This is a genomic window from Bacteroidales bacterium (assembly GCA_018334875.1).
Classification (GTDB): Bacteria; Bacteroidota; Bacteroidia; order Bacteroidales; family UBA12077; genus JAGXLC01.
Genome location: JAGXLC010000039.1, coordinates 1 through 24,083 on the forward strand (window position 1 = coordinate 1; position 24,083 = coordinate 24,083).

General features: G+C 40.2%; 21 protein-coding genes. 2 read left to right on the top strand and 19 right to left on the bottom strand.

The genetic code is table 11. From position 1 onward, the window contains the following. The 14 genes from KGY70_05310 to KGY70_05375 form a co-directional block, all read right to left on the bottom strand. Positions 1-793: hypothetical protein (locus tag KGY70_05310; GenBank protein ID MBS3774580.1), on the bottom strand; the 793-nt coding region annotated here is incomplete at its 3' end. A gap of 33 nt (positions 794-826) precedes the next feature. Continuing rightward, positions 827-1,930, bottom strand: coding sequence for a glycosyltransferase (locus KGY70_05315; GenBank protein MBS3774581.1), 1,104 nt, complete (start codon positions 1,928-1,930; stop codon positions 827-829). Beyond that, the gene (locus KGY70_05320) at positions 1,927-3,093 is read right to left on the bottom strand and encodes a glycosyltransferase family 4 protein (GenBank protein ID MBS3774582.1); all 1,167 of its coding nucleotides are present in this window, start codon (positions 3,091-3,093) and stop codon (positions 1,927-1,929) included. The genes KGY70_05315 and KGY70_05320 overlap by 4 nt, the downstream gene beginning before the upstream one ends. A gap of 15 nt (positions 3,094-3,108) precedes the next feature. Then, positions 3,109-4,092, bottom strand: coding sequence for a sulfotransferase (locus KGY70_05325; GenBank protein ID MBS3774583.1), 984 nt, complete (start codon positions 4,090-4,092; stop codon positions 3,109-3,111). Between the two features lie 3 nt (positions 4,093-4,095). Beyond that, on the bottom strand, positions 4,096-5,124 hold the full coding sequence (locus tag KGY70_05330) for a sulfotransferase (protein ID MBS3774584.1): 1,029 nt from the start codon (positions 5,122-5,124) through the stop codon (positions 4,096-4,098). Positions 5,125-5,126: 2 nt separating this feature from the next. After that, on the bottom strand, positions 5,127-6,566 hold the full coding sequence (locus tag KGY70_05335) for an oligosaccharide flippase family protein (GenBank protein ID MBS3774585.1): 1,440 nt from the start codon (positions 6,564-6,566) through the stop codon (positions 5,127-5,129). A gap of 3 nt (positions 6,567-6,569) precedes the next feature. After that, positions 6,570-7,724, bottom strand: coding sequence for a glycosyltransferase (locus KGY70_05340; protein ID MBS3774586.1), 1,155 nt, complete (start codon positions 7,722-7,724; stop codon positions 6,570-6,572). 13 nt (positions 7,725-7,737) lie between these two features. Continuing rightward, on the bottom strand, positions 7,738-8,772 hold the full coding sequence (locus KGY70_05345; GenBank protein ID MBS3774587.1) for a peptidoglycan bridge formation glycyltransferase FemA/FemB family protein: 1,035 nt from the start codon (positions 8,770-8,772) through the stop codon (positions 7,738-7,740). 215 nt (positions 8,773-8,987) lie between these two features. Continuing rightward, positions 8,988-10,871 carry an asparagine synthase (glutamine-hydrolyzing) gene (gene asnB / locus KGY70_05350; GenBank protein MBS3774588.1) on the bottom strand — a complete coding sequence of 628 codons (1,884 nt, stop codon included), beginning with the start codon at positions 10,869-10,871 and terminating at the stop codon, positions 8,988-8,990. Further along, a complete protein-coding gene (locus tag KGY70_05355) occupies positions 10,871-12,058 on the bottom strand; it encodes a DegT/DnrJ/EryC1/StrS family aminotransferase (protein MBS3774589.1) in 1,188 nt (395 codons plus the stop codon). The genes asnB and KGY70_05355 overlap by 1 nt, the downstream gene beginning before the upstream one ends. Positions 12,059-12,263: 205 nt before the next feature. Beyond that, the gene (locus tag KGY70_05360; protein ID MBS3774590.1) at positions 12,264-13,232 is read right to left on the bottom strand and encodes an NAD-dependent epimerase/dehydratase family protein; all 969 of its coding nucleotides are present in this window, start codon (positions 13,230-13,232) and stop codon (positions 12,264-12,266) included. 28 nt (positions 13,233-13,260) lie between these two features. Further along, positions 13,261-14,313 carry an NAD-dependent epimerase gene (locus KGY70_05365; protein ID MBS3774591.1) on the bottom strand — a complete coding sequence of 351 codons (1,053 nt, stop codon included), beginning with the start codon at positions 14,311-14,313 and terminating at the stop codon, positions 13,261-13,263. Between the two features lie 120 nt (positions 14,314-14,433). Continuing rightward, positions 14,434-15,726 carry a nucleotide sugar dehydrogenase gene (locus KGY70_05370; GenBank protein MBS3774592.1) on the bottom strand — a complete coding sequence of 431 codons (1,293 nt, stop codon included), beginning with the start codon at positions 15,724-15,726 and terminating at the stop codon, positions 14,434-14,436. A gap of 17 nt (positions 15,727-15,743) precedes the next feature. Further along, a complete protein-coding gene (locus KGY70_05375) occupies positions 15,744-16,703 on the bottom strand; it encodes a Gfo/Idh/MocA family oxidoreductase (protein MBS3774593.1) in 960 nt (319 codons plus the stop codon). A 213-nt stretch (positions 16,704-16,916) separates the two neighbouring features. Between KGY70_05375 and KGY70_05380 the strand changes: the two genes are divergently transcribed. Next, positions 16,917-17,177 (top strand): DNA-binding protein, encoded by a 261-nt coding sequence (locus KGY70_05380; protein ID MBS3774594.1) that lies wholly within the window; start codon positions 16,917-16,919, stop codon positions 17,175-17,177. Positions 17,178-17,246: 69 nt separating this feature from the next. Next, positions 17,247-18,092: an HD domain-containing protein gene (locus KGY70_05385; GenBank protein MBS3774595.1), complete on the top strand. Its 846-nt coding sequence runs from the start codon at positions 17,247-17,249 to the stop codon at positions 18,090-18,092. Positions 18,093-18,118: 26 nt separating this feature from the next. Here KGY70_05385 and KGY70_05390 read toward each other — a convergent pair whose 3' ends face one another. The 5 genes from KGY70_05390 to ltrA all read right to left on the bottom strand — a co-directional run bounded on the left by KGY70_05390 (position 18,119) and on the right by ltrA (position 23,401). Beyond that, entirely contained in the window at positions 18,119-18,730 is a 612-nt protein-coding gene (locus tag KGY70_05390; protein ID MBS3774596.1) for a fumarylacetoacetate hydrolase family protein, read from the bottom strand. Positions 18,731-18,735: 5 nt separating this feature from the next. Continuing rightward, complete coding sequence (locus KGY70_05395) at positions 18,736-19,503, bottom strand: 3'-5' exonuclease (protein MBS3774597.1); 768 nt, start codon at positions 19,501-19,503, stop codon at positions 18,736-18,738. 92 nt (positions 19,504-19,595) lie between these two features. Then, the gene (gene dnaN, locus KGY70_05400) at positions 19,596-20,747 is read right to left on the bottom strand and encodes a DNA polymerase III subunit beta (protein MBS3774598.1); all 1,152 of its coding nucleotides are present in this window, start codon (positions 20,745-20,747) and stop codon (positions 19,596-19,598) included. 74 nt (positions 20,748-20,821) lie between these two features. Next, positions 20,822-21,832, bottom strand: coding sequence for a hypothetical protein (locus KGY70_05405; protein ID MBS3774599.1), 1,011 nt, complete (start codon positions 21,830-21,832; stop codon positions 20,822-20,824). Between the two features lie 123 nt (positions 21,833-21,955). Further along, positions 21,956-23,401 (bottom strand): group II intron reverse transcriptase/maturase, encoded by a 1,446-nt coding sequence (gene ltrA / locus KGY70_05410; GenBank protein MBS3774600.1) that lies wholly within the window; start codon positions 23,399-23,401, stop codon positions 21,956-21,958. Positions 23,402-24,083 lie beyond the last annotated feature (682 nt).

Here is a 24,083-nt window from a genome sequence, read left to right on the forward strand (position 1 = left end):
ATTCCTGCATCAATAAAGCATGGAGATTATCAAAGGGCCAAATTGGCAACATTCCTATGAGGCTCCTTAAAGGATATGCAACCCGAACCAAATTACCCAAAAAACTTGTATAACAGACATTCAGCTTACAATAAGCTTTCCTGAAATTGAATTTTTCGATCAAAAAGCCCTGAATATTTGTATCATGAGATAAACTTCGGGCACCGTTTGTTATATACCTTATTTTGCGTTTGCCCAGATAATGCTCTATAAGTGTATAAAATAGTGCGTAACTGGAATAGTCCTTTAAACCGGAAGGATGAAATTTCATAACGCTCGTATTAATAACATCCTTGATGTGCCTGATCTCAGCATATGCAACAAGAGCAGTTCCCTGATATACCCCCCAAAACTCATATTGATCCGGATTCAACCCTTCGATCCGCCATAAAAATTCATCCCTGGCTAATTTACGGGATGTATCATATCTTGTAAAAGCTCCTTCATAAACAGGATAACCCTGAATCTTCAATTCTTCCCTTCCAATTCTCCGGACAACATTTCTTTTCAGACCCCTTCTTATTTTGCTTCGGGTATTCCGGCTGAATTCTCCAAAACCATTATAACTTTCCTTAATGATATACCAGAAGGATGAAACTTCTTTTTTGTTCCAGCATGATGGCCACCTTATCAACCAGGCATTGGTAAGATGAAACAGTTCATGACATTCTTCCTTTTTCAGAAAAATAGGACGGTCGGGTGGTTCTGCTGGTATAAGGGTGCTTCGATATAACTCCCAATGAACGTTATTCAATCTGACCCTGCTGAGTTTATTTTTAGGAGACATTTACTTTAATACCTGGTTATATATCCTGAGCATGGTGTTGATACTGGTATAGAAACTGTAATGTTTCTCCACATGATCACGGGCATTCTTTCCGAGTTCTTCTCTCAATGGAGCATTATGGATAAGCATGTGAATGGCTTCAGCAGACTTGAATACGTCATTTACCGGTACCACTATTCCGGTATAATTGTCTTGAACAATCTCTGTAAACCCCGATACATTGCTAACTACAACAGGCTTCTGACATGCCCCGGCCTCAAGCACCGACACACCGAAGCTTTCTCTCCCAACAGAGAGCGCAACAAACACATCCATTCTGTTAATATATTGCGGTATTCTGGCAGGTTCCACATTCCCAATAAACTCTACCTTCTGCTTTAAACCAAGCCTATTTACCAGATTTTCCAGAGATTTTCTTTCTCTTCCTTCCCCAACAATCAAAAGCCTTAAATCCAAACCGGGATTCCAATCCACGATTTTCCAAAAAGCTTTGATAAGCAAATCAATTCCGTAAATTTTCTTCAAATGTTTTACCGTTCCGATCACAAATGTGTTGTTATCATTTTTTACCGGAATTGAGTAAAAAACATCGGTATCAATTCCAAAAGGTATAATTTCCACGGATTTATGGGTAAACTGATTTATCTGAGCAGCCATATTATTACTGGTCGAGAGGATGACATCAGCCTGCTTTAATGAGTATTTTACCAGTGCCCGATTAATCCACGAACCATATGGAAATTTGTATACATCTGATCCCCACGCAGAAATTACATAAGGATGGAAACCGGTAAGCGCTCCCAGAACACCATAACTGCTAACATAATGGGAATGGAGGATATCGGGCTGGAAAGACCGAATGACACGCTTAACAGCAGGCAACATTCTTAGATAAATAATTTTCATAAGCCGGGGATTTTTCTGCATAACAAACCGGTTGCTTAATCCCAGGCTTTTTACCTTTACATTGGAATAACCGCCGGATAAATCCCCGGAAATTGGATTCAGACTTAATAAATATACCTGAATCCCTTTATTCGCTAAGGCTCTTACCCATTTGACGGTATGAGCGCTTTCCGGATTTCCCAAAAATAGCACTTTCATTGACGAACAATTTCTCTGGCCTTTCGCCCCCAGTCAAAAGTTAATGCCCTCTTTCGCTCAATACATTTTTGCCGGAAATCCTCCAACTCGTCATTTTCAATGATATACTGAAGTTTTTCAGCCAGATTCTTTTCCTCCGGCTTAAACAGCAGTTCAGGATAACACAACATCTCAGGAATACCTCCTACATATGATCCAATTACAGGGATCTCAAGAAACAGAGCTTCCAGAATCACATTGGGAAAAGAATCTGAAAGGGAAGGTAGAATCAATAAATCATACCCGGATAAAACCCTCATAGGCTCATCAAACCGACCCAGAAATTTAATTCCGGAAGAATCCTTATACATTCGTTCATATTCGGGTTTTAACTTTCCATCTCCGATGACATCCAACTGTAACGGATAACCTTTATCCAGCAAATACCGGGCAGCCTCTAAAAGAAGATGCAGCCCTTTTATTCGGTTGTTGATGGTTCCTACAAAAACAAAATAATAAACATCTCTCCGGTGAAGGGGCATTTGTCTGATATAACCGGAATAGTGCAGAATCCAACTGGTATTGACATTGTTGTACAATACATAAGTCTTTTTTTCCAGAGCTTTCCAGATAGCAGGATGTCTGTCCATTAAAGCGTTTTTGGCACAAGTGCTTTGTACAACAATTTTTTGGGATTTTTTTAAGGTGAATTTTTCTATTAATTTAAACAGTAATAATTTAAATCCCATCAAGTGACGGACGGCTCCCGTTTTAATTTGGCTGCGAAAATGAATGTTTTGCATGTAATCCTCCCTGATAAACAGATGGATACTTTTTAGTCCCGCCCAAATACACTGAATGGCATAAGGTACGGAAAATAAGACTACACCGTCTGCATTAAGTTGCTTTACAATGCGAAAAGATCTACGGTTCAAAAGAAAATTGAGCAGGCCATTGGGCAAAATCCTGGCCCGGTAGGTTTTGATTGGGATGTGATGAAGATGGAGATGATTTTGTATATCAACATTTTCAGGTGCCAAAAGATATACCTCATCGCCCGCCTTAAGAAAGTATTCCAGCATTTCCCGGTATCGTCTGGTTCCGCCTGTAGAAGGAGTATGAATATAGTCGCCGGCCGTATAGAAAACAAATGTTCTTTTTTCAGGCTTATCAAAGGTTCCCATAGCTTCTATCTCACGTTATCCATAACCAAATTTTCTAAATGCACCTCTTTTTAAAGAAAAATAATTCCAATTACTCATTCTTAGCAGAATATAAAGAAAATGATATTTTAAAAGCCAGTAAAAAACAATCCCCTTGTGCTTCAAAGACAATTTATCCATGGAGAAAAATTCCAATCCCTTATTCAAAAGTTCTCTTCTCAAAACAGTTTGAAGAAAAGCTATCCTGTGATCCTCCAATTCTTCTTTCCACCTGGTTATTCCAGAAGAATTGTGATTTTCCGGCACATTCTGATGCAAATGTTTTTGTCGCACGGGAATGCGGGAAAAATAGCTTTTGCTCGTATTCTTTCCGGCAGACTTTATTTGAAAAAAATCCAGAATTTTTTTTAATTCTTGATCAGGATATTTTATCAGGTCTTCATAATTGATTGTATAAAAAAAAGCATCATTGCCCTTACGACGAATAATTTCCTGCATTCGTTTATAAGTCAAGGCAAATCGTACAATTCCCGCATTCATAAATTTTTCTGAAATGCTATTGATGCTCTTTTTCTGGGAATTGTGTATAGCCCTCGGGTCACGATCAATAAACAAAAACAGGGCATCGGGAAATTCCTTTCTTACCTTTTCGATGAGCAAACAATAATTTCCCTGTTTATGAATCACCATTTCAGGCATATTTCCTGCAAAATACACATAATGAATGACATTGAGTATATCTCCATATCGCAACGGGAAAGGATAACTCCCCAAGATGGCCTCTTTCAAGCGGGATTTATCGATATCCCATGCCTGAAATTTTTTGTCTCTGTATATTTCCTCAAGATAATCCTCCAGAGCTTTGCTGTCTTTAATTTTTACCGGTTTCCCCTTTTTTATACCATCGGGAAGATTTTCTTCCAGGGTGACTCCTATTGATTTATACTGGTCCAGTTCGCTGGCCAGCAAAGTTGAACCGGAGCGGGCCAGATATGTTAAAAAACAAAGCCGCTGATTCATCAATTACGTGATATGGGAATGGTACAGCACTCGATTGGCAAGGTAATTGGTAATTTTATATTCTGAAACATGCAGAGGCTTCCAAACAGGAGCCTTTGATTCTTCCATATGAAAGTAGCGTTTGATAAAGGAACCAAAAAACTTGTTCAAAAATCTGATCTCTACTTTACTAATCTCTTCTTTCCACTTATTCATCGGTCGTTTATCAATACCGGTGAAATCAGAATAATGCCAGCTATTTCCCTGCCAAAACTGATTCAGGAGCGTGGGTCTTAACAAAACCGGATCAAACTGAATTCCCAGAAAATCACATAATTTTTCCATTTCCTTTTTGCTGTTTTTCAATAATTCATCGTAAATCAGTACATAAAAACGATCAGGATACAGATGGGAAAATTTCTCCATAAAATAATAAGAATGCTTCATCCGATAGATCTCATGGCCGATGTACGGATAAGGGTTCCCAATAGCGGATAGCTTCATGCCCTCATATTTTTGCCCTTTCTGCCGGCTGGTATGCGTCCGTAGCGATTTCACAGCAGAAACATAATGGGCATAAGGATTGCGAAGCACATAGATAAATTTTAAATCAGGAAACCAATTCAACAGCTCAGGAAAAAATTCTGTTTCCAACACAGTTTTAGAGACAAAACGCAGATGCTCTAACGAAGAAGTATTGCCTAATGCATGATAAAAGGCCCTGAATAAATTTTCATACACCTGTTCATAGCTGTCTGGTGGATGTTGTTCTATGCAATCAATAAATTTTTCGTAATCGAACTGCGGGAGATAATAATCTGTTTCCCGGATTAATCGTTTAATAAAATAATTATCTGCAATCCGTCTTATTAATTCCCGGGGACTGCTTATACTGGCCTGCTTGTCTTTTACAAGAGAAGGATGATATGAATATCCAAAAAAATGAAGTTCATTCGGGGGAAACACAAAAAGTTCCGAATGACTGTCAAGCAGATGCTTAACCAGGGAAGTTCCTGACTTCCGCAAACCAGATATGAATATCGGAGCTTTCATATCTATCGGATATAATTTAGTACCTGCCTGTTAATCTGGCTTAATTGCTGATATAAATAAACCTTTTCCTCTTTCTTAAGAAAATAAATCACGCAATAAAGCGAATACAGTATAATCAGGAATTCCTTTATATACAAATGTGTCAGAGCTTCACCCAACAACAGAAATGCCACAAAAACAAAAAAACCGAAAATCAGTTTTGGATAGCCATACCTTATCTCAGTTTTTACAGATAGCAAATAAAAAACCAAAGCGGGTTTCAATATAAAAGTCGTGCTGGTCGCTATTGCAGCCCCATAAAGCCCATATCTGGGAATCAGCAACATATTCAAAATCACATTCAATGCAAGAAGCCCCCAGTTAATCTTTGCACTTACTGATGGAATTCCTTTTGCCGTAAAGACTGTACCCGTGGAAGAAACAATGGCTTTTGGAACAATGCCAATAAACAATATCATCAGGAATGGCAGAACTTCAAGATAATCGGAAGGCAGAAGCCAATCAATGATATATTCAGCGTTGAAAAGAAATATCATGGAAGCTATGGTTATGAAAAGAAAGGAAAAATCGATGGAAAAACGAAAAAGCCGGCTCAGGGTAAATGTGGAATGATTTGTAAAAGCTTTTGTAAATCTGGGATAGGTAACTTTGGAAAAGCTGTTCCCTAAGAGGAGAAAGAAAAGTGAAAATTTTAGGGCATAATTGTATACAGCTACTGTCGATTTATCCATATAATGAGCCACAAAGAGCATATCCACTCGTTTATCAAGCAACACAGCAAGCGAGCCGATAAAAATAATCCCACTAAACTTGAGCAGACCAGATGCCTTCTGATAGGTTTCTTTACTGACCAAAAGGCTGAAGCGTCTGAAAACAATGGTAGCTGCAAGTGTCAACCCCAGCATTTCTGCTGCGTATAAACCATAAAACACGCCTTTAAGGCTGTAACCCAAATATACAAGTATGACGACAACAACTATCTGAATTGTAACGGCAATTAAATTGATGTAAGTCAATTTTCTAAACTCCATCTCACTCTGCAGGATATGCTGAAAAAACATCCGCAGCATGGTTAAGGGAATAAGCAATAATGCCAGGTTTAAAATATACCCGGCATCTGATATATCGAATATTTGTGCTATAAAGTCTTTTAAGAGCAGAAAGATCAAAGCCCCAACCAAAGAGAACATCAGAATGTATAACAGACCTGCAGTAAAATAATGGTTTCGAAATTCCTGTTCCTTTTTATCGTTGAGTTTTTGTATGATACCACTACCCAAATTGAAAGATAAAATATTGGCAAAGTAAGTGATGACCAGAATGACGGTAACATACAATCCCAGATCATCAGGTAACAATAGATTCCCCAGGATGATAGAAAAGATAAAGGCAAAACCCCTGGTTAATATTGTATTCAGAAAACTCCAGAGATAATACTTCATTAATCAGGATTCAAGCGCTCGTTTTAATATGCCAATAAACTCATCAATACGGTTTTCCCAATGAAGGTATTTTTCTGTCCACCTGAAGGCTGAATTACTGATCTGCGTCCACTCTTCAGCAGGCTTATCAAAAAGCTGCTCCATGCTATGATAGATTTCTTCCTCGTTAAATGCCGTCCATAACGGGCATCCCTTACCATAAGCTTCAATGAATTCCCGGGAATTGGTATCGGTACTCGAAACCACGGGTTTTCCAAAGGTCAGGGCTTCCCGCTGTATTCCACTAAGCGTATTCAAATTATGGGTAAACTGATCAAAGACAGCAACACGATCAAGTGACATATAGGCATGCAAATCAGGTAAAGACAAATGGTCAATGAATTCCACATACTTTTCAATGCCCAGTTCTTGAACCATTTCTCTGTACCGGGCTACATGTCTGCCATGTAATCCACTTACCATGAAAACCTGCTTTTCAGGATAATCTGCTCTGAATTGTTTAAATGCCCGCAGCAATTTATCATTCCCTTTATAATCTATTCTACCGGGATCCAGATTTTTCCTGGTTGGATGGAAAACAATGCCATCCAACCCATTATATCTGTCTTTCAATTCATTCAGTAAACTATGGTTTACATTTTCCTGCAATTGATCAACATCTACCAAAAAAGGAAAACGAATGACTTTATCACCCTGCCCCAGTAATTTTGAAGCCCACACAATATCTTCCTGTTCGGTAATGATATTGCTTACCTTATGAATGCGTTTTCTGAACAACAAGGAATGGATTTCTTGTTTAAGGGATTTACTGCCAAACGGAAGCCTGGTCATATCACCTCCGACAGGTAAAATGGCAACCGGCTTATTTAAAATTAAGGAAGGAATTATATATTCTCCGGCGGTTAGGATCATATCAAAATTTCCTGCCAGTTTCCTGAGTTGAAATCCCGGGTAAATATAGGGCAGGAAAAAATCAGCAAATTTTACAATCCAGTGGGGATAGCTACTTTCCAATTGAACATCCTCCCATTCCGGTAAATTTCTCTTACCCTTAAGCCGGGATGGTATTGCCAAAACAGCTTCTACATTTCTTTCTCTCAACCATCTGACAAATCTGAACCCGGTATTCCCCGGATTTCCTATGAACAATATCCGCATACTACCGGATTATCTAAGAAATTAATTCATTAAAAGGCAGGAGATAACAGTATGGAAATTCCGTCCTGATAACTCCTTCGGAAAAAGAAAACAACTGAGCATCATAGACCTTAACATAATGATAATAAGGTATATCCACTGCATTCCACTGTTTCTTAAAGCGATATACTCCATTCTGATTCAAATGCGTACCCCCCCAATTCCAGTAGAAATATCCCCTTTCTGCAGCGTCCTTCATGGCTTCGAAAATGAGCAGGCTTAAAGGCTGAATGGATCGATATTCCTTCACAATGGCAGGAATATAATATTCTACCGTATGGTTAAAATAGAAAAGCAACAGAGCGGCAACCGGGCGGAAACCTTTAAAGGCCATCCACAGATTATAATCCCGCCCTTCTATGAAATGATCCATTACCAAATGAAAAAAGGAGTCGGGCTTTGTCTTTCCGTTCATCTCATCCATATTTTCATAATGAACTTCTTTAAGGAAGTCAAAAGCCTTTTTCTCATTTTTTATTTGTACATCAACAGCGTTTTTCATGGCCTTACGGATCATCCGGCGTGTAAAGGAACCAAAACGATCAATAGCATGCCCCGGTTCGTTTTCATACAAAACCCGAATATCGCTTATCTGGCCCATTCTCTCGTCCAGGCAATCATAATCCATACTCAATTCCCGATTCTCAGCTAAAGGACTGCTGATTATTGTAGCAGAAAGACAGTTCATGCTTTTGCCCAAATCAAAAAACGCATTAACCAGCGACTGGCTAACTTCCCGGTTTCCGTCAAACTCAATCACCCCACCATTACTCCCAAAAAATGCAAGAGAATTGAGACAAGTGCCTGTCTTTCCACGGCACAAAACGGCAGGCAGGGCGCCAAGGATTTCCCCTCCTTCGACAATTATCAGGTAATGATCCTCAACGGAAAGCAAACGTCTTAAGAACTTCCGAAAGCCATTCGAGTAATAGAAAAGGGTGTTCTCCCCTCTTTTTAAAAACCTCTCATAGGCAGGCTCCCACCGGGATGTAAGAAATTCCAACTTCATTCGGCTAACAGTCTATTAAAAGACTGAATTTCAATTCGATTTATATATCAAATTCAGCAATTCCGGGTGTATCACCATGGAACCCGCATGTTAATCATGTGCTTGTTGCGAAGGTTCCTGGATGCGGGTTTCATTCGGACAAAGTTTGATTATATGTTTGTAATTCAATTAAACAAAACCTCAAAATTTGAGCCTGGTGCTTCATTCGGAAGAGCTTAGGGAAGGAAAATTTTCAACCACCATTCAAAGCTTAGGAGAGACCAGATTAGCAACCTGTTGTTTTTTCTGCCCGAGAGGTGCTCATCCATTTTTTTCATAGCCGTTTCCGGCTGAATAAAATCATATATACGGGCCTTTGGATTATACAGAAGTTTTTTGATGTAGTCAATGCTTTCTCCTTTGAACCAACTCGCATCAGGAGCGGAAAACCCCTGCTTGATCCCGTTGGCATATTGAAAAGGAACATATTTGTTGAGCACTTTCCTGAGAAGAATCTTTCCATCATTGGTCTGATGAAAATATTTCCGGCTTTTGGGGCCGGGCTCATTCTCATTGATGCGGGTTACCTCCTTTAAATTATTTAATTTGTATCTCACGGGCACTTTCATGGCAAAGTCTACCAGATCATTATCCAAAAAAGGAACCCTTACCTCCAAACCATTCGCCATGCTCAATTTGTCTTCTACCAGTAAAAGTCCCTGCAGAAAAGTCTTCATTTCAAAATAAAGAGAATTATTGATGTACTGTTCCGGGGTATTTAAATATAAGGGTCCGTTGGGATTATTCAAAACGGTTTTAAAAACTTCTTTTGTGGAATAACCAGCCACATCCCGGTACACAGAAGGATGAAAAAAATCTTGTTTTTCCTCGTCAGCTATCAGCCTAGACCAATAATCATAATATTTACTGATATAATGATCAAAGTCATGATTAACCATCGTACGGTAATAACGCCACGGATAACCGGCAAAAAGCTCATCACCCCCTATACCTCCAAGAGAAACCTTAACAAATTTCGAAGCCAGCCGGTGGATATAATAATTGGGGTAACACTGGCCTACCCTGGGATCTTCAAGATGCCAGGTAAGCGCCGGCATAACCTTTTCCATATCCCCGGCCTTCAATACCACCTCATACTGTTCGGTTTTAAACTGGTTTGAAAGATATTCTGCTTTGTTTCTCTCATCAAAGGCCATCTCCAGACCCGAGGCTGAGGAAAGGTCGAAGCCGGCAGTAAAGGTTTTCAGATCGGGAAAAGTTTGTGAAGCAATGCTGGTAATGGCTCCTGAATCGGTACCTCCACTAAGATATGAGCCGATTTCCACATCACTGAATAAATGACGGTTAACGGCTTTATGAAAAAGGCGGTTCAGTTCCTCAATATATTCCTCCTCGGAAGCAAAGAGCTCATTATCCTCAAATTGAAAATCCCAGTACCTCTCAAAGTTTTTCCTGCCCTTCTCAAGGCAATACTCCAAGAAGGTACCCGAGGGGACTGTTCTGATTCCTTTGAAAAGGGTACGATCCGAAAACACATTCTGGAAAGTAAAATATTCATTTAATGCTTCATTCGATACTTCCACCTGATAATCGGGATGTTGAAGGATTGATTTGATTTCAGAACCAAATATCAACTTCTTTCCATCGTCCCGGTAATATAATGGCTTTACCCCATACCGGTCTCTTCCAAGTACCAGTGTATTGTTCTGTCTGTCCCAGATAGCCATAGCAAACATGCCGTTGAATCGGGTCAAAGATTCTTTGCCCCAACAACTCCATGCATTTAATACCACTTCCGTATCCGAAGAAGAATAAAAAAAGTAGCCTTCCCTTTCAAGCTCCTTCTTAATTTCTTTGAAATTATAGATCTCGCCATTGTAATTAATCACATAACGGCCGTCATGGCTTATCATAGGCTGATGTGCGGCAGAGGTAAGATCTATGATTGCCAGCCTCCGATGGCCAAACCCAATGAAACCATCCTTCCAGAATCCCTCATCATCCGGTCCCCGGTGCTTAATCATCCGGGTCATTTTCTCCAGAATGCCTTCAGGAAGTGGCGCTTTATAATAATTAAATATTCCTGCTATCCCACACATCAAGGTGCGACTTTATTGAGTTGCTCAAACAAGTAATCCTTTTCCTCCTCTGTCATGCCGGGATAAAAAGGCAAGGCAATGGTAAGCCTGTCGGCAGCATAGGCATTGGGAAAATCCATTTTATGGTATCCATAGATATCCTGATATAGCTTCTGCATGGGTACCGAATGGGTTCCGGGCCTGGTCATGATACCCTTTTCTTCCAGCTTGCCCATCAGGGTATTTCTTTCTTCATGGAGTTTATCCAGTTGATTGGCATCCTTTTTTTCCAGTGCGTTATAGGTTTCCTGAGGTTTAAAAAGAGTACAGTACGTCTGGTAGGTATGTTGATATCCTCCTGGAAAAGCGGGTAATTTTAACCAGTTAATATGGGACAGGCGATCATTGAATTCACGGGCCAATTGCAGCCTTATATCCACTATCTCCTCGAGCTTTTCCATCTGAGCAACTCCCATTGCTCCCTGTAAATCAGTCATACGCATGTTATATCCCAGCCATTGATATGCACTCATCTGAAAACTCTTCTTTCCGATATGCCTGGTATGATCACTCATATCCGCACCATGATCTCTCAGGCTCCGGGCCATACGATCAACATTTTCCCAATTGGTAATGATCATGCCTCCTTCCCCTGTTGTAATTGATTTTCTGGGATGAAATGATAATATACCGGCATCACCGAACAGTCCACAATGCATACCACCCAGACGAGATCCCAAACTACAGGCACAATCCTCCACAATCCTTATATTATGGTTCACAGCAATATGACTTATTTCAGGCATATCCGGAACAAGTCCGAAAAGGGATACAGGATAGATGGCCCTCGTAGAGGTAGTGATGTGGTCTTTTATTAAAAACGTATTGATATTAAATGTATCCAGCGATATATCACAGAATACAGGTTTGGCACCCAGAAATTCAACGGCATTGGCCGTGGAGATCCATGTAAAGGCAGGAAGAATCACTTCATCACCCGGTTTAATATCCAATATTCTCGACATAATGAACTGTCCGGAGGTACAACTGCTAACGGCTACTGAATACCGGGCACCCGTAAAATGTGCGATCTTTTCTTCAAACTGCCTCACCTTAGGCCCTTGAACCAGCCATCCGGAATCCAGCGATTCCTTTATGAGTTCGTATTCCCTGCCGGAAATATAAGGTTTGGTGATGGGGATATACATTTTAGAAAGCCATTCCTTTTCTGAATTCAACTATATAAATGCGAATGGGAATAAATAAATAAATAAATGATTGATTGGATGATTGGATGATTGGATGATTGATTGATTGATTGCATGATAGAGTGATAGAGTGGGTGGATTATTGAGCGATCATGAAATTCTTATCTGGTCAAACATTAACGTTTCTTGTCTTCATCTTTTGTAATCAATAGAGTTCACCAACATCCCTCCATCGAATAAGTTTCTGCAATCCTGTTTCCAAATCATATTTGTAGCGAAATCCAATTCCTTTCTCTGCCTTTTCTGTGGAGCCAATCCGGTGCTTTACCAGTTTCCGGTCATCCTCCCCGGAATAGGGCTTGTATAAGACTTCCAAATTAGACTGCTTCAATTTCAGAATGGTATCACAGAGCTGACTGACGGAAGTCTGAACACCGGTACCCACATTGTAAAAATCATCCGTTGAAGAAGATTTTAAAGCAAAAACATTTGCCCGGGCAACATCTTCCACGTAAACAAAATCATAAGCCTGAGAACCGTCGCCATTAATTACAGGAGTTTCACCCGCATCAATTTTGTTCAGCATAATCGGGATTACCCCGCTGTATGCTGATTGCTGATCCTGATGCGGCCCATATACATTCATATACCTCAATCCTACATAATTCAGACCGTATCGGTCACAAAGCGATCTGCACATGGCTTCTCCCGAAATTTTAGTAGCTCCGTAAAAATTGCGGTTATTGTAAGGGTGATCCTCAGTCATAGGAATTTCCAAAGCATCGCCATATACAGAGGCGGAAGAGGAATATACCAGCTTCTTAACATTATTGTAGATACATGCCTCCAATACATTAAAGGTACCTTTGATATTCACCTCAAAAGCTGTCCTTGGATAATCCCTGCAATGCAACAGCCACAATGCAGCCAGATGAAAAACATAATCCACCCCTCCCAAAGCTTCATTCAATATATCGGTTTCCCGTATATCTCCCCCATGCTGAAATATTTTACAACGGTTATCCTTCAGAGGTTCCCGAATATTATCCATGTTCCCCCGGACAAAATTATCGTATATGATGACTTCCCTCACATCTTCCTTCAACAGCTCCCTGACCACGAAACTGCCAATGAAACCTGCACCGCCGATAACAACAACTTTTGAACCGTTCAAACTGAACATTTTTGTCATTATCTGGTTTTCAAACGTTATAATACGCCTTGAACCATTCGACGAATCTTTTCACTCCTTCGCGAATATCGGTCCGGGGTCTGTAACCAAAATCCTCAATCAGGTCATTGACATCGGCCCAGGTTTTGTACACATCACCAGGCTGCATGGGCATAAAATTTTTCTTTGCTTCCCTGCCCGTTTCTTTTTCTATGGCCCGGATAAAATCCATAAGATGCACAGGGTTATTGTTTCCGATGTTGTAAATTCTGTAGGGAGCCGGGGAAGAGGCAGGATCAGGGTATTCTCCGTTCCAGTCAGGGTTGCCGGAAGGCGGATGATCGATTACCCGAATAACCCCCTCAATGATATCATCAATATAGGTAAAGTCGCGCTGCATATTCCCGTTGTTGTAAACATCGATCTGCTGATTGTTGAGAATTGCTTTTGTAAAAAGAAAAAGGGCCATATCCGGTCGGCCCCAGGGTCCATAAACGGTAAAAAAACGCAAGCCGGTTGTAGGCAGGCTATAGAGATGGCTATAGGTATGAGCCATCAATTCATTGCTTTTTTTACTTGCTGCATAAAGACTTATGGGATGATCCACATTATCATGTGTCGAAAAAGGCATGGATTCATTCATACCGTAAACACTGGAGCTGCTTGCGTAGGTCAAATGTTCTGTTTTATTGTGGCGGCAAGCTTCCAGTATGTTCATAAACCCAATCATATTGCTGTCAAGATAGGCATAAGGATGGGTTATGCTATATCTGACCCCCGCCTGTGCTGCAAGATGACACACCCGATCAAATTTTTCATGTTCAAAAAGCTGAAACAAATTGTCTTTGTCTTTCAACTCAAGCTTTATAAAACGATAATTGGAATATTTTGTGCTTTTTATCAATCTGTTGTATTCAACCGCGCTTTGCTCAATTCCCGTCTCTCCCATCCGATCGTATTTTAGGGATGGTTCGTAATAGTCATTGATGTTGTCGAGTCCAACCACTTCATCACCCCTGGCAATTAGTTTTTGTGCAAGATGAAAACCTATAAAACCTGCCGTTCCGGTTACCAATATTTTCATAGCTAAGACGTATTATTTTTTTACAGCTCCGCCACATCAGTCACATTTGACTGATCCGGCTTTTCTTCGATTAAAAGTAAAAACAGGACACTTCAATCAAAAGTGCCAAAAAACAAACCATTAAAGACTCCAATAATCCAATTTGCTGATCTTATCCCTGTAAATACCTTTAACATCAACAAAGAGGGCTCCATCGGAAGCTTTGGCAAGAAAATCTTCTTCGGTAAGATCTGCATACTCTTTATGAGGCACTGCCATAATAAGGGCATCATACGGCCCCTCGTCTCCATTGACAAGATCAATGTCATATTCCTCTTTGATTTCCTGTGAAGAAGCGTGCGGATCCATAACATCTATTTCATTGATCCCAAAGGAACGCAATTCATCCACCACATCAATTACCCTGGAATTGCGGATATCACTGACATTTTCCTTAAAGGTGGCACCATATATCAATATCCTGGCAGATTTGGGATTTTTATCTTTTGCAATCAATTTCTTTACTACCTGCTTGGCAAGGTATCTGCCCATCGAATCGTTTACGAAACGGCCGGCATGAATAACCTGAGCATGATACCCCAGTTCACGGGCTTTATAGGTAAGATAATAGGGATCCACTCCGATACAGTGACCTCCTACAAGCCCCGGATAGAATTTGAGAAAGTTCCATTTGGTGGCTGCAGCTTCTATTACTTCATAAGTATTGATATTCATACGGTTAAAGATGATAGAGAGCTCATTCATAAATGCAATATTCAGGTCTCTCTGGGCATTCTCAATAACCTTTGCGGCCTCCGCCACTTTGATCGAGCTGGCCTCATGAATACCTGCCTTAATGATCAACTGATATACTTTTGTGATGTTGTCGGCTGCCTCAACATCTGACCCTGACGTGATCTTCTTTATAGAAACCAATGTATGAGCCTTATCTCCCGGATTGATACGTTCGGGGGAGAATCCTACTTTAAAATCATCCCCGAATTTTAAACCGGACTCGCGTTCCAGAACCGGAACACAATCTTCTTCAGTGGCTCCCGGATATACGGTTGATTCAAACACTACATAATCACCTTCCTTGAGCACTTTACCGACCGTTTTGGTTGCCCCAAGAAGCGGGGCCAATTCCGGCTCATTATGTTCATTAATTGGGGTGGGAACTGTAACAATATAAAATTTGGCCTTTTTGAGATCTTCAATACTGGAAGTGTATTCTATTTCGCAACCCTCAAAAGCCGAATAAGGAAGTTCCTTACTGGGATCCTGACCGTTTTTGATCATTTCCAATCTTTCTTCATTAATGTCAAAACCAATTACAGGTACTTTCCTGGCAAATTCAAGAGCAATAGGAAGACCTACATAGCCTAATCCTATTACAGCAATTTTTTCTTCTTTGGCTATAAGCTTATCGTAAATGTTCATGGAGCAATATTTTATTTTAAATTGTTACATAATGGATGATACTCGCCCTTTAAACCAATAGGGGTGGCATTCCGAATGGTATAAACGGTTTCGATGGATTTTCTGGAATCTTCCAGACCAAAGCCATTGCCTTTTAATATTTCTTCATAACTCAAAGTATGAAGATCGGTAAAACCACCGCTGAATTCCACTTCTTCACCATCAACAGAAATAGAACGGTAGGTTCTCTTTCCTTCTTCTTTATAATTTTCAGGTAAATCATTATAATCCACACTCAAAAACCACCTTACCCTGGCTTTTTCCAGATCCAGATATCCGGCGGCCTTATCTTGCCGGTAAATATGTACCAGATTTTGTTTAACATCTCCAAAAATCCAGGTAAGCATATCGAAGAAATGTACACCAATATTGGTGGCAATTCCACCTGATTTTTGTTCATCTCCTTTCCAGGAAATAAAATACCAGTTTCCACGGGAAGTAATATAGGTCAAATCTATATCATAGACTTTATCTTTCGGTCCCTGATCGATCTTATTTTTTAACTCCATAATCGATGGATGTAGCCGCAATTGCAAAATGTTATTAACTTTCCGGTTGGTTTCCTTTTCTATCTCAATAAGGGCATCCAGATTCCAGGGGTTTAAAACTACGGGTTTCTCACATATGGCATCAGCTCCCTGCCGTAAAGCAAATCGTATATGGGAATCATGTAAATAATTGGGAGTACAGATGCTGATGTAATCGATATATACGCCTTTTCGCTTCAGCTTATCCAGATGACGATCAAAACGTTCATACTCGACAAAAAAATCTGCTTCAGGAAAATAATCATCTATTACCCCTACACTGTCAAACTTATCCAAAGCTGCAACCAGATTATTACTGGTTTCCTTAATAGCCCTCAGATGCCTGACGGCTACATAGCCCGCAACTCCAATAATTGCGAAATTCTTCTCACTGTGACCTTTCATATACTCCCTGTTTTCTTAAAACACCCAAATATACTCAAAAAGTTTTATCCTGATTCTTTCTAAGCATGAATCTTCATTGAATCTCTAAAAATTTGCCGTTTAATCAAAAAAGACAGCAAGATCATAATTTTACTCTACAAAAATTAATAATTTGTTCAAATTGTCTTATAAATTTTTTAACTTTACTGGAATTTCTTAAACCAAAAGATCTTTATTATGACAATAACATTCAATGAGTTAAGGAAAATCAAGGACAGTCTTCCGCACGGTGCTATCAAAGATATCGCGGAAAGGTTAAACATTAAAGAAGAAACCGTCAGAAATTACTTTGGAGCAAGCAATTATGAACACGGTGAAAGTGTAGGGATTCATTTCGGACCAGGACCTGACGGAGGAGCAGTTACCATTGATGATCCGACGATACTCAATATGGCCATGAAAATTGCACAGGAAGAAGGTGATCTACAGAACTAGTCACAATCCACTTTTAAAAAAAGCAGAAAAATTTTTTCTGCTTTTTTTTATGCTTGACAGACACTCGAGATGGATCAACTGAAGAAAAAATTAAATGCACTCGAATCGGATTGGATGGAATTGTTATTCGCTCAGCTAAGAACTTCTTTTTCCGGAATCCATTTGCCCTCACATGATCATTGGCATCACTATAGAGTTTGGCAATTTGTAAAAATCATACTTGCTCACCTTGAAGGGAAAGGAGTTGTTTTCAACAACCATGAACTTACCAATCTGATGCTGGCTTCCCTGTTTCACGATGTGGGGCTGACTCAAACGCTTGATGAATGGCATGGTAAGGCAGGAGCCGATATATGCAGAGAATTTATTGAGTCTCACAAACTGAATCAATCCGCAGATTTGTCAACTGCATTGGAGGCAATTGAAAAACACGACGACAAACAATACAACCAAACGTTAACCCGCAAAGGCAAGCCCTCCCTTCTGGCTATTCTCAGTACTGCCGATGATCTGGATGCCTTCGGTTTTATAGGGGTTGTAAGGTATGCGGAAATCTACCTGCTTCGAAACACCAATATTGAAGATATTTCCGATAAAGTGCTCAACAATGCAGATCGCCGCTTCCTGCATTTTAGCAGGGAATTTTACCATTTTAAAGTACTGGTTGAGCAACAGCGACAGAGATATGAATCATTGGTGGATTTTTACAAGTCTGTAAACCCGTCTCCCGCTTCAAACAACCATCCCGGAAACATGCTTCGGCACATTCGAAACAATATCGAAAACCGGCAAAATAACAGCAGCCTGACTGATTTATTAAATCCCATTGATTCAGAATACATTCAAAGTTTTAAAGACCAAATCATCAAAGAACATAACCATTTCCGGAATGACAGCATGGATCAGTTTACCTGACGGGCTTCCAATAGCTATTTGAATAATTATTTGATCCGAAAATCAAGCAAAATTTTATCTTCAATATAAGCCGTAAGCCGGTCCTCAATTTGAACCGGTCCAACTCCTGCAGGAGTTCCCGTAAAAATCAAATCACCCATCTTAAGTGTAAAAAAGCGGGATATGTAGGAGATCAAATCTTCAAAGTCGAATATCAAATCCTTTGTATTCCCTGACTGCCTGACATCTCCATTGATCTGAAGGCCAAAATTAAGATTGTAAATATCCCCAAACCTCTCCTTATTGACGAATTTTCCAAGTGGAGCCGAACCCCCAAATGCTTTGGCTATCTCCCAGGGATGCCCGTGCTTCTTACATTCCCGTTGAAGATCTCTGGCTGTTAAGTCAATGCCAACGGTCATCTCTTTATAATACCGATGGGCGAACTTTTTACTGATATTTTTTCCTAGCCGGTTTATTTTAAGTACAATTTCAGTTTCATAGTGAATTTCATCGGAAAATCCAGGATAAAAAAAAGGACGGTTTCTGATGATAAGGGATGTATCGGGTTTTAGGAAAAATACAGGTTTATCGGGAACTTCATCGCCGAATTCTTTTGCATGCTCAGCATAATTCCTGCCAATACATATAATCTTCATAATCCCTACTGCTTAAACATCCTCAATTTAATGGAAGTCAAAATTTTCTTGGTATAAAGCGGAAATTCATTGTTCATGATCCATCCATAATACGCCGGATCTTTGGAGAGTACTTTCTCCACGGATTGACCCTTGTATTTTCCAAAATTAAAAACCTCCCTCCCCTTTTCATCATATATGATCCTTCCGACATGGTCCACATTTTTGTTGTGGGAAGAAAACTCAGCGAGTTCATCCATATCGTTATTCAATGAATCATAATGCTCAAGCTGGGCCTTGAGTATTTCATAGGTAGCCTGAGTATCGGCTTCAGCGCTGTGAGCATTGGTGAGATCCTTCTTACAATAAAATTTATAGGCTGCAGCAAGGGTTCGCTTTTCCATCTTATGAAAAATAACCTGTACATCGATAAACCTGTGCCGTTTCAGGTCATATTCAATATCCGCCCTGAGAAATTCTTCTGCCAAAAGGGGTAAGTCAAAACGGGTTGAATTAAATCCGGCCAGATCACAGCCTTCAATGAATTGCTGTACTTCCTTTGCCACTTCAGCAAATGTAGGTGCATTCTTAACATCCTCATCTGAGATACCATGAATTTCCGTTGATTTGGGATCAATGGGAATGGTAGGGTTGATTGTCATGGTTTTGCTCTCTTGTTTCCCGTTGGGGTGAATCTTTAAAAGAGAGATTTCTACAATACGATCTTTTACAATATTGGTCCCTGTGGTTTCCAGGTCCAGAAAAACAATGGGTTTATCAAGTTTCAACTCCATAAATAATAAATCCTATAAATTGTTTTGGTGCTTAGCTAATGCCCTTATCTCTATGATCCGTAGGCCATTTTCTCAGCCTTTCTTCAGACCCCTCAGGCTTCTTGCTCTTCACTTTCTGATTCAACCATCATGGGCATCAGAAGCATAAGAATGTCTTCATCCTCATTTTCTTTCTCGGCGGGATACAGCAAACCGGCCCGGGAAGGATCGGATAATTCAATCAGCACCTCACGGGCATTTAAATTAGAAAGGATCTCAAGCAAAAAGGATGACTTAAAACCAATCTCCATGTTCTCCCCTTCATACTGACAGTTCAATGTTTCACGGCCGGAGACGGAAAAGTCAATGTCTTGTGCCGAAACGGTAAGCTGGTTGCCTTCCAGACTAAGTTTTATCAGATTGCTGGCCTGATTGGAAAATACAGACACCCTTTTAACGGTATTATAAAAATCCAGGCGGTCAATGGTAAGCCTGAATGGATTATCTGAAGGAATTACACTGTCGTAATTCGGATAATTGCCTTCCGTTAATCTGGAAATGATTTTATATTTGGGCAGAACAAACTGAACGTTCTTATCATCAAAGCGAACTTCAACCTGGCTTTCTTCTCTGCTTAAAATATTCCTCAACAAAGAAGCTGGTTTTTTTGGGAAAATAAATGAAGATTCCTGACCGGGAGAAACATCCTGCCTTCTGTAGCGAACCAACTTATGTGCATCGGTGGCCACAAAAGTAATGTTGTCATTAGCAAGTTCCACGTAGATGCCATTCATCACAGGCCTTAACTCATCCTCGGCGGTAGCAAAAATGGTTTTATCAATTCCTTGAAACATCAATTCCGAGGACAACTGAATCTGAGTTTCCTGTTCGCTTTTGATCTCCGGTACTTGAGGAAAATCTTCCGCATTCTGACCCACAATATTGAACTTGCCGTTCTCGGAATTTAGCTCAATACCCAATGATTCCATATTGATATTAAATGTAAGGGGTTGCTCGGGAAACTCCTTGAGCATATCCATTAATATTCTGGCAGGAATGGCAATCTGGCCCTCATCAGTAACATTCTCCAGATCGATAGTGGTGACCAATGTGGTTTCCAAATCTGATGCTGTAATTTTCAGTTCATTCCCACTCAGATCAAAAAGAAAATTATCGAGTATGGGTAATGTGTTCTTGGTACTGATAACCCTTCCTATAGATTGTAAATGTTTCAATAACTCAGTGCTGGATATTACAAATTTCATCTTTCCTTTATTTTGAATTTACATTTCTGATTATAACCATTAAACCACCTATTATACAATTATAAATCAAAGAATTAACCGGAATAATTATTTTGCCGAAAATAATCAATTTCTTTTAACAATGGGTCAAATTCAGTATATTTTATCAACAGAATTTCCTCAACGTCTTCAAAACGGCCATACAGGAGATTAAGATCATAACTGCTTTTCTGGCCAAAGGGATCAGCATCTCCTTCCGACTTTTTCCTGTAAGTATAGAGTTTACTGCGATTGTTATTCTCATCCAGGATTTCAATCGTACAATATGGCGTGGTTTTCATCAGGGAATCCTTCAGATGGGGGTCATCCGATACAACCTGCTCAAACCTTACATTGCGGAAGTAGCTGAAATATCTGGCTGCCCTGGAGCTGTTAAAATCTTCAATATATTGATCATCCGCAAGAGACTGCAATCTAAATTCATCTTCAACATAGCTTAAATCAAATGATTGCTTCATATCAGAGGGATAAACAACCTTAATGCGCTCTATATCAAGTCCGGAGTAATCAAATAACGTTTTATCACGCCAATAATTTACATCAACTTTGACAAGATCCGCCAAATCTCCATCATAACCCGGTAAATCCATAATAAAGGGTTCATTGCTGTTTTCCATCATCATATAAGAGGTTCCCTTCTTCTGGGGGCTGTCTTCAATCAGAAAATTCTTTACCAAGCTGCCCCCGCTATATATTTTAACATGAATGGGATTTTTGCGAATGGTCTCCAAAAGCTCCTGCCGGTTTGATTTTCGGGCCGGGGCTTCAACACGCAGGTCCTGAAATACATTCAACAGTTGTTGTACATTCTTTTCCTGTGCATACAACTGTTGATTCAGGTACCACCTGTCATGGTGCTTATACAATTTAACGGTTTCCGTATTCTTACTTAACAGAATGGAGTCCAAACCAGCTACCTCACTCTTTCCCAGACTGAAATCAGACGAACCCGGATCCAATGTACTGCTTTGATCCTTCAAAAACAAATAACCGGCTGCAGCTACCAACAACACCAGAACAATTATATAAATCCGGGAAAATTTCATTAGTGTACCAGTTTATTAAAAAATTGAATTTCAAATTGATTTATATACCAAAATTACAAACTTTGCTTGTATTACCAGTAGAGTAGAGTACAGAGCAGAGTTCTCTGCTCTGTAGCCCCCTCGTCAAACCGTACGTGCGGTTTTCCCGCATACGGCTTTCCTGTTAATTTCATCGCAAACATACGCAGGTCGCAATCCAGAGGACTTGTAAGGCTCTATTAGTCCATACTCACTGACTAATAACCTGAATGCTTTCTGGCCATAAAAGTTCGTCTTTCTCTGACTCTTGCGATCATAGTATCGATAAAGCCTTTCTCTCAAATATCCGTCCAGCTTCCTAAAAGCTAGTTGTGTATGACTTACCTTATCGATCTTATAGTAATTCATCCATCCCCTAATTATCGGGTTTAGTTCTTCTACCACCTCCTCGGGTCGATAATGTCCAATGCGTTTGAGCACTTCATTTATCTTTTGTCTGATCTTCTTCTGCGATTTTGCTTTCGGTTCTATCCGGATATATCTCTTATTCTTATTGAAGAAACTCCGATCATTTCTGAAAGTAAAGCCTAAGAAGTCAAAAGAGGTCTCCTTCGCATTGATTTTCTTGCTCTTCTCCGTGTTGATGGTTAGTTCCATCCGTCGCAGGTAGGTGTGCAGCTTATTGATTAGTTCCTGTTTTATATGTCGTGACATCAGAATAAAATCATCTGCATACCGTATCATCTCAATCCCACTTTTGCTAAAGTACCCATCCTTTTTGTTTACTATCCTGTCAAGGATGTTCATGTATATATTAGCTAATAGTGGTGATATGACTCCTCCTTGTGGTGTGCCTTTCTTATTCCTTTTTCCTCCCGTGTACGTCCCATCTTCTTCAGCTATGGGCGATTTTAGCCACAGCTTAATCAGGTACAGTACCCGGGGGTCGGCTATCCGCTCTTTCAAAGCGATCTCCAGTTTATCGTGAGGAATAGTATCAAAGTATTTACTTAGATCGGCATCATATACCTCATATTTCCCTGCTTTGAGGTTATCCCGAATTTCGGTTATGGCTCCCTTAGCTGACCGCTTGGGCCGGAATCCATAGGATAAATTATCAAAGTCGGCTTCAAATATTGGTTCTATGACCATCTTACAGGCTTGTTGCACTACCCTGTCTTTTATGGTCGGTATCCCCAGTGGTCGCTGTCCTCCATTTGCCTTCTCTATCATCTTCTTCCTTACTGCCCGTGGTCGGTATTTCCGAGTACGAAGTTCTTGCCTTATCTCTGTCAGAAACTTCTTGACCCCATATTCTTCCACATCAGCAAAGGTTTGCTTATCTACTCCTGGACTGCCACCGTTTTTCTTACATCTCTTGTATGCTTCTTCCAATATATAGGGTACACGGATCTTGTCATACAAAATGTAAAATCTGTAGCCGCTTTCCTGCTTGGCTTTTTGATATAGTTTCAGTTGCAACAAACGTACCTTTTCCTGAGAGCTTCGTTCCTTTCGCTTCTTTTGCGATAAACGGTCGATCTCCCGTTGGACATTTTCCTGATTACTTGTATTCTTCAATTCTGTCATACTTTCATTGTCTGAAACGTTGTTAACAGTAATGCCCCTTCCCTCCTGTCAAGTTGTGTTGTCTTGTCTATCATCAGTACTACGGGCATCTCCGCCACCCTCGCCTGACCTCGGCCAAAAGGCCTGCGTTAGGGCTTCCCATGTTCATGCACTTCCATTGTTATGCACGCCGTCCCATCTTACTCCGTGCAGCCATACCGTTGCAACTTGTCGTTTCTTCACGGTATGTTTCAGGTTTCACCGGTTCCAGCGGGCTGACCACTGCAGATTTGCTTAACGAAGCCTAACTGGGTTCACTTGCGTTACGGCTTACATAACCGCTTACTATGAACTTAGAACGGTTCGTTTCCTCCCCGCACCTCATAGCTGCTTCAGGCTGAACGACAAATTGGCCTGTGTAATCCTTTCATATTACTTGGTTTTATAGTTTAGTGCACGCCTCATGGCGTACTGGAACCCGCATGTTAATCGTGTTCTTTTTGTAAAGGTTTCCAGATGCGGGTTTCGCACGACTACCTTATTATATTGTGGAACCCCGAAAGACCCAACGGGGCTAATCGATTTCAGTAATTTGTCCTTTCCTGTAAATTGAGAAGGGTAATTTAAAGCATAACCTGGACAAGCCAGAACCAAACAAGATATTTTATGAAGTGCACAAGGATTAAACTATTAGCAAAATGAT

Bases quoted from the DNA above. Each gene is read 5' to 3' on its own strand.
- KGY70_05315 (MBS3774581.1), bottom strand. From the start codon at position 1,930: ATGAAAGTGCTATTTTTGGGAAATCCGGAAAGCGCTCATACCGTCAAA.
- KGY70_05320 (MBS3774582.1), bottom strand. From the start codon at position 3,093: ATGGGAACCTTTGATAAGCCTGAAAAAAGAACATTTGTTTTCTATACG.
- KGY70_05325 (MBS3774583.1), bottom strand. From the start codon at position 4,092: ATGAATCAGCGGCTTTGTTTTTTAACATATCTGGCCCGCTCCGGTTCA.
- KGY70_05330 (MBS3774584.1), bottom strand. From the start codon at position 5,124: ATGAAAGCTCCGATATTCATATCTGGTTTGCGGAAGTCAGGAACTTCC.
- KGY70_05335 (MBS3774585.1), bottom strand. From the start codon at position 6,566: ATGAAGTATTATCTCTGGAGTTTTCTGAATACAATATTAACCAGGGGT.
- KGY70_05340 (MBS3774586.1), bottom strand. From the start codon at position 7,724: ATGCGGATATTGTTCATAGGAAATCCGGGGAATACCGGGTTCAGATTT.
- KGY70_05345 (MBS3774587.1), bottom strand. From the start codon at position 8,772: ATGAAGTTGGAATTTCTTACATCCCGGTGGGAGCCTGCCTATGAGAGG.
- asnB (MBS3774588.1), bottom strand. From the start codon at position 10,871: ATGTGTGGGATAGCAGGAATATTTAATTATTATAAAGCGCCACTTCCT.
- KGY70_05355 (MBS3774589.1), bottom strand. From the start codon at position 12,058: ATGTATATCCCCATCACCAAACCTTATATTTCCGGCAGGGAATACGAA.
- KGY70_05365 (MBS3774591.1), bottom strand. From the start codon at position 14,313: ATGAAAATATTGGTAACCGGAACGGCAGGTTTTATAGGTTTTCATCTT.
- KGY70_05375 (MBS3774593.1), bottom strand. From the start codon at position 16,703: ATGAAAGGTCACAGTGAGAAGAATTTCGCAATTATTGGAGTTGCGGGC.
- KGY70_05385 (MBS3774595.1), top strand. From the start codon at position 17,247: ATGGATCAACTGAAGAAAAAATTAAATGCACTCGAATCGGATTGGATG.
- KGY70_05390 (MBS3774596.1), bottom strand. From the start codon at position 18,730: ATGAAGATTATATGTATTGGCAGGAATTATGCTGAGCATGCAAAAGAA.
- KGY70_05395 (MBS3774597.1), bottom strand. From the start codon at position 19,503: ATGGAGTTGAAACTTGATAAACCCATTGTTTTTCTGGACCTGGAAACC.
- dnaN (MBS3774598.1), bottom strand. From the start codon at position 20,747: ATGAAATTTGTAATATCCAGCACTGAGTTATTGAAACATTTACAATCT.
- KGY70_05405 (MBS3774599.1), bottom strand. From the start codon at position 21,832: ATGAAATTTTCCCGGATTTATATAATTGTTCTGGTGTTGTTGGTAGCT.
- ltrA (MBS3774600.1), bottom strand. From the start codon at position 23,401: ATGACAGAATTGAAGAATACAAGTAATCAGGAAAATGTCCAACGGGAG.